Source organism: Variovorax sp. P4_D9 (assembly GCF_056401695.1).
In genome coordinates this window covers 1-6,094 of the sequence record NZ_JBFUIU010000556.1, presented here as the reverse complement: position 1 = coordinate 6,094, position 6,094 = coordinate 1, and the positions used below count along the sequence as shown (strand labels likewise).

4 protein-coding genes are annotated in these 6,094 nt (G+C 62.3%); all 4 read left to right on the top strand.

Annotation, left to right across the window (positions count from 1 at the left end; all coding sequences use genetic code 11):
* The first annotated feature begins 500 nt into the window (after window positions 1-500).
* The 4 genes from AC1DY5_RS38595 to AC1DY5_RS38580 are packed head-to-tail and all read left to right on the top strand — an operon-like array spanning window position 501 to window position 5,864.
* Window positions 501-2,660, top strand: coding sequence for an ATP-binding protein (locus AC1DY5_RS38595; RefSeq protein WP_478119738.1), 2,160 nt, complete (start codon window positions 501-503; stop codon window positions 2,658-2,660).
* Window positions 2,661-2,699: 39 nt separating this feature from the next.
* Window positions 2,700-3,704, top strand: coding sequence for a hypothetical protein (locus tag AC1DY5_RS38590; RefSeq protein ID WP_478119737.1), 1,005 nt, complete (start codon window positions 2,700-2,702; stop codon window positions 3,702-3,704).
* Window positions 3,705-3,762: 58 nt separating this feature from the next.
* Window positions 3,763-5,145: an FAD-binding oxidoreductase gene (locus AC1DY5_RS38585; RefSeq protein ID WP_478119736.1), complete on the top strand. Its 1,383-nt coding sequence runs from the start codon at window positions 3,763-3,765 to the stop codon at window positions 5,143-5,145.
* Between the two features lie 5 nt (window positions 5,146-5,150).
* The gene (locus tag AC1DY5_RS38580) at window positions 5,151-5,864 is read left to right on the top strand and encodes a DUF1326 domain-containing protein (RefSeq protein ID WP_478119735.1); all 714 of its coding nucleotides are present in this window, start codon (window positions 5,151-5,153) and stop codon (window positions 5,862-5,864) included.
* The last annotated feature ends 230 nt before the right edge of the window (window positions 5,865-6,094 follow it).

Genomic DNA, 6,094 nt, shown 5'->3' with positions numbered 1-6,094 from the left:
GGTATCGGATGCCTTGCCTTCGCGCTGGACGCTGGAGTCGTTCGCGCGATCACGATCGAGCTGCTGTTCTCGACCCCGAGGCGACATTCGCGTTTGCTTGCCAAGTACTCGGCGGAACGGCAGCTTGCGGGAAGAGCTGAGGTTCGGAACCCGCGTACTCCACTCTGGTCCGGTGAGATTTCAGCCGGTCTTGGGCCACCTGGTGGCCTAAACTTGGCGATGTGTGCATCGTACTCGGCCGTGAGTCACATCGAAGAGTTGTGGACGGTTTCACAACATCAACATGGAACTGTCTGGTGAATTGAAGCCGCTAACGCAACAAGCTGGATCCTTGGCCCAACCCGGCAACGGTCGCAGGAAAACGACGATACTGAGGTAGGGGGATGTGAACACCACACCACAATCCCGCGGCTTCCGCCCGGAGCCTGCTGATCGGCTTGCTATCGACACAGGCGAAGGACACAGCGGACTTTCAGAGCTACCGCAACCGGAGGAGCCATATGCCGAGTGACACGAGCGGGGTCGGTGGCGAACGGCCGACGCGGTTACAGGTCCGACTTCTTGGTGCAGTCGAGATCATCTTGGACGGCCGGCGTCTTCGCGCCTTCAACTCTCTTCGCTTGCAACGGTTTCTGGGGTTGATCGCGTTACGGAGAGATCCGCAGCACCGCTCACGACTCGCGTTCGAGCTCTGGCCCGACTCCGACGAACGTCAGGCGCGCACCAACCTCAGAAAGCTGCTCCACGACTTCCGTCATTCCCTTCCCGACATCGATGAGTTCGTCGAGATCGACAACGAGACTTTGCGGTGGATTCCGAGTGGGTCAAGCGAGGTCGACGTGCTGAGGTTCCAGGATGCCATGGCGGCCGGTGATTTCGAGCTCGCCGCGCGCCTCTATTCGGGCGATCTCCTTCCGGCTTGTTATGACGACTGGGTCCTGAATGAGCGAGCGAAACGTCGAGCCGAGGCGTATGGGGCCCTCGTAAGGCTGACAGAAGCGGCTGCGGCGCGTGACGACCACAAAGCCGCGATCAGACATACCCAACGCATCATCGACCTGGAGCCGACCGACGAAGCGGCCGTTCGAGTTCAGATGGAAGCACATCTCGCGCTTGGCGATAGAGCCGCGGCGCTGCGCTCCTACCATCGGTACGCGGAGGTGCTCGAACGCGACCTCGCGGTGGCACCGGGCGAGGCGATCGGGGCCATGTACCAACAGCTCCGGGCTGGCACACTCAACCGCGACGAAGTGCCGGGCAAGGAGCTACCCGTCGCCGAATCGCCTTTCGTCGGCCGCGACCTCGAATGGAACCAGCTCTACGAGGCATGGAACACCGCGCAGGAGGGTGGGGCACATCTCTTGTTGGTGACCGGGGAACCGGGGATCGGAAAGTCCCGTCTCGCACTGGAACTCGGCCGCCGCGTTCGAGCAGAGGGGCACGTGGTGGCATCGGCTCGTGCGTACGCGGCTGCGGGCAGACTGCCGTGGGGTCCCGTCGTCGACCTACTCCGATCGGATGCTCTCCGAAGCCACATCGACACGCTCGACACCGTTTGGAGGGCTGAGCTCGCTCGTCTCCTGCCCGAACTCCGCGACGTTTCCCAGCCATCTAAGCGGAGCCAAGCGGGCGACCTGGCTCAGCGCCGTCGGTTGTTCGATGCTGTGACCCGAGCCATCGTCGTCGGCGACCGCCCGCGCTTGCTGATCATCGACGATCTGCAGTGGTGTGACGCCGAGACCATCGAGTTGATCGGTTTCATCATCCGTTCCCGACAGACGGCACGGGTCCTCATCGTCGGTACTGTCCGCTCGGAGGAAATCCCACAGCATCATCCCCTCGTTGGACTCGTCGACGCCTTGGGCCACGACCAGGCAGTGACCACCGTGCCACTTGACCGACTCGACGAAGCCACCACTGCGACGCTCGCTGCACGGCTACGCGCTGAGGAAGCGATTGATCGGAAACTGGCAGCACGACTCTGGAGCGAGGCCGAAGGCAATCCACTCTTTGTTATTGAGGCTCTTCGAGCTGGGATCTCCTCTGATGGAAGTCAAGCAATTCTCACACAGACGATGCGGGCGGTGCTGCGCGCCCGACTGGGCCAACTCACTGACGGCGCTCGCCGACTAGCCGAAGTGGCGGCCGTCATCGGTCGGCCCTTCTCAGTCGGTCTGCTCGTGTCGGCCACTGGGATCGATGAGCGCGAGCTCATTGATCACATCGACGAACTCTGGCGTCGACGGATCATCCGCGATCAGGGGCTCACGTACGATTTCAGTCACGACAAGCTTCGGGCGGTCGCGCTAGAGATGGTCAGCCCAGCTCGTCGACGCCAACTCCACCGGGCTGTCGCCGAGGCGATTGCAGTCGAGCTCCACAGCGACATCGACGCGGCCAGCCCGCAGCTGGCCGCACACTATGACCAGGCCGGCATGGTCGAACCGGCCATCGATGCCTACCGCGTGGCGGGGGGCCGAGCGGTGGCGGTGTCGGCCTTCGAAGAAGCGGTCACCATGTTCCAGCGAGCGCTCGCACTGCTCGCCGACTTGCCACCGTCACCCGACCGCGATGCGCTCGAACTCGATATCCGGATCGCCTTCGGATCCCCGCTTGTAGCCCTCGACGGTTACGGCTCCAAGGGAGCGCACCAACTTTAAGAGCGAGCCCTWTCGCTTTGCCGMAAGCTTCACAGACCCGTGCAGCCGCCGATCCTCCGTGGTCTCGGCCTCGCCCGGCTGCAGGGCTGCCGCTTCGACGATTGCGATGAACTCGCTCGAGCCCTTCTCGAGCATGAGAGTCATGATCCGATCGCCAGGACAGAGGGCCAATACCTCTTCGGCGTGAGCGCGTTTTGGCGGGGCGATCTGGCCAGAGCCCGCCACTATCTCGATGGCGCTATCGAAGCCTATGACCTATCCCATCGCGACGAGCATCTGGCGTTGTACGCCCAGGACCCGAAGGCGGTCTGCCTGGTACGGCTCGCCTGGATCGAGCTGTGGGCCGGAGATGCCGGCCGGGCCGACGAGACGGCCCGATCTGCTCTTGAGATCGCCGTCGATCTCGATCATCTGATGACGTTGGGGTACGTCATCACTTACGCGGCGATCATCGCGGCCGAATCCGAAGATCTCGTTCGCCTCGCCGAGCTCCTCGGGGAGGCCGACCGTCTATGGAAGCGCTTTTCGGATCGCTACTTCATGCTCGTCCTGGAGGCCCTTCGGGGCTGGCTAGACGTGTGCAGGGGATCGGCTGGCGGCATCGAGAAGATCGTGCAGTCGGTGGCGCGCTCGCGTACCGAAGGGGAGACCCTTCATCTGACCTACACGCTCCTTCTCCTCGCCCGGGCTCGCGGCATGGTCGGCGAGTTCCGCCAGGGACGAGCCGCCACACGCGAGGGGCTCTCGTGGTCACACAGCTGCAACCAGCGCTATCTCGAGGCCGAGCTGTGGCGAGTCGACGGAGAGCTGGCTTTTCGCAGCGGGGAAGCCGAAGCCGCCGCCGCTTCTTTGCGCAGTGCCGTCGAGACCGCCAGCGCTCAAGGGGCGGGCTGGCTGGAGCTTCGGGCGCTCCACTCCTTGGCCAGGCGATTTCCCGATCAGACACTGCGTGAGCAACTCGGGGACCTCGTCGAGACTATCCCGTCGGGCCATGATCTCCCGGCGTTCCGGGCAGCCACCRGCCTTCTGAGTGAGTCCGGTTGAGAGGGAACGCTTCTGGAACGCCGGAGGGCGCATCCTTCGCGCATCCTTGGAGCATCCAATGAGCGACATGATCAAGGCGTTGACCGAAAGGGTTCGGCGTCGCGTCATCACCCCCTCGGATTCTGACTACGACCACGCTCGCGCTGTATACAACGCCATGCACGACCGCAAGCCCCGCGCCGTCATCCAGTGCGTGGACTCGGCCGACGTGATGGCCGCGGTCGCTGCTGGCCGCGACGCCGGCCTCGACCTGGCCATTCGTGGTGGGGGTCACAGCGTTCCCGGATTCGGCACGGTGGAAAACGGTCTGGTCATCGACCTGTCGAGGATGAACGACGTTCGTGTCGACCCGGTCAAGAAGGTCGCCCGGGTTGGGGGCGGCGCGACGTGGGGTGATGTCGACCATGCGACCTATCCCTTCGGCCTGGCAGCGCCCGGCGGGATCATCTCGACGACTGGGGTTGGTGGCCTGACGCTAGGCGGCGGCATCGGCTACCTGACCCGCGGCGTCGGTCTCTCCATCGACAACCTGCTGGCGGCCGATGTCGTTCTCGCTGATGGCCGGCAGGTCACCGCKAACGATTACCAGAACGAAGATTTGTTCTGGGCCTTGCGCGGCGGCGGCGGCAATTTCGGCGTCGTCAACAGCTTCGAGTTTGAGCTTCACGAGGTCGGCGACGTCCTGGGCGGCCCGTTGTTCTGCGAGTTCGACGATGCCGCCGCGGTCCTAAAGTGCTACCGCGAATTCATTGCGGATGCGCCCGAACAGCTCGGATGCTTCTTCGGCTGGCAGATCGCACCTCCTCTGCCGTTTATCCCCGAGGACCGGGTCGGAGATCTGTTCTGCGTACTGGTCACGTGCTGGAACGGTCCGCACGAGGAGGCCGAGCGGGTACTCAAGACACTGCGCGACRCAGCCGAAGTGAAGGCGGAGCAGGTCCGCGTCATGCCGTTCCCGGCCCTGCAAAGCGCCTTCGACAGCCTGGTCCCGAAGGGCATGCAGCACTACTGGAAAGCAGACTTCATCACCGAGCTCACCGACGAGGCGATCGATGCTCATGTCGAGCATGGCAAGAAGACACCGCACATCAGCTCGAGCATGCATCTCCATCCGATCAACGGTGCGGCGCAACGGGTCGGCGCCAACGAGACCGCGTTCGGGCACCGCAACAAGAGCTTTGCCCCGGTGATTGTGGGAATCTGGTCGGACTCTGGAGACAACGAGGCCAACATCAAGTGGATGAAGGACTACTACGCTGCTATTCATTCCCACTCGGAAGGCGATGGGGGCTACGTCAACTTCATGTCCGGCGACGACGAGCACCGTGCGCCCGCGAACTATGGCGCCAACTATGAGCGGCTCGCAGCGGTGAAGGCGAGCTATGACCCGAGCAACCTCTTCCACATCAACCAGAACATCGCTCCGGCGAACGGGAGCTGAGCATCATGGCTTTCATCCAGTCAACGCAAGTCTCGACCGACGATCGGGACGTGGCTCATCAATGGCTGTTCAAGAGCGAAACTTATGACAACTGCAACTGCGCTGTGAATTGCGGTTGCCAGTTCAACTTGCCGAGTACCCATGGATATTGTCAGTCGGCCTTCGTCGGCAAGATCGTTGAAGGCCATTTCGACGATACGCCGCTCGCGGGCCTGAATTGGGCGGCCCTGTACAAGTGGCCTGGCGAGATCAAGGACGGAAACGGAAAACGCCTGATCGTTATCGACGACGGCGCGGATGAAGATCAACGGGTGGCACTTGAAACAATCATCTCAGGTGGGGCATGCGAGCCGTTGAGCAATTTGTTCTCCGTATTTGCATCCACATGCTCGGAATCTTGCAGGACGTTGTTCGTGCCGATCCATCTCGAAGCCAACCTGGAGCTCAGAACCGCAAGGGTTGACATACCGGGCGTCATGAAGAGCAGTGGCAGGCCGATCATCAACGAGTTCAATGGCGAACCGTTCCACATTGCACTGGCACGTCCCAGTGGCAGTTTCGAATTTACCTACGCAGAGATCGGGCAGGGGACGACCTCGGTGACGGGTGACATGGAGATGGCGTTCGAAAATTCATGGGCGCATTACTGTGTTCACCACTTCAACCAGAATGGCTTGGTCCGCGAAAGATCAAGGCTTACAGCATGGCTTGACGCGTGACCTCGGGCAGGGCCGGTGTCGAGGTGGCGCAGAAAAGAGATATCCCGAATTCCGCGAACATGATCGGGTGGAAAAGTGAGGACTGTACCCATCGACGCCATACTTGAGGCAGTGGTCAGGCGCGATCGCCTGGTCGTCGTTGCCGCGCTTACTGCGGTTATCGCTCTGTCATGGGCGTATCTGCTAGCCGGCGCCGGCATGGGCATGTCGGCGTTCGAGATGACCCGCAT

Bases quoted from the DNA above. Each gene is read 5' to 3' on its own strand.
- AC1DY5_RS38595 (WP_478119738.1), top strand. From the start codon at position 501: ATGCCGAGTGACACGAGCGGGGTCGGTGGCGAACGGCCGACGCGGTTA.
- AC1DY5_RS38580 (WP_478119735.1), top strand. From the start codon at position 5,151: ATGGCTTTCATCCAGTCAACGCAAGTCTCGACCGACGATCGGGACGTG.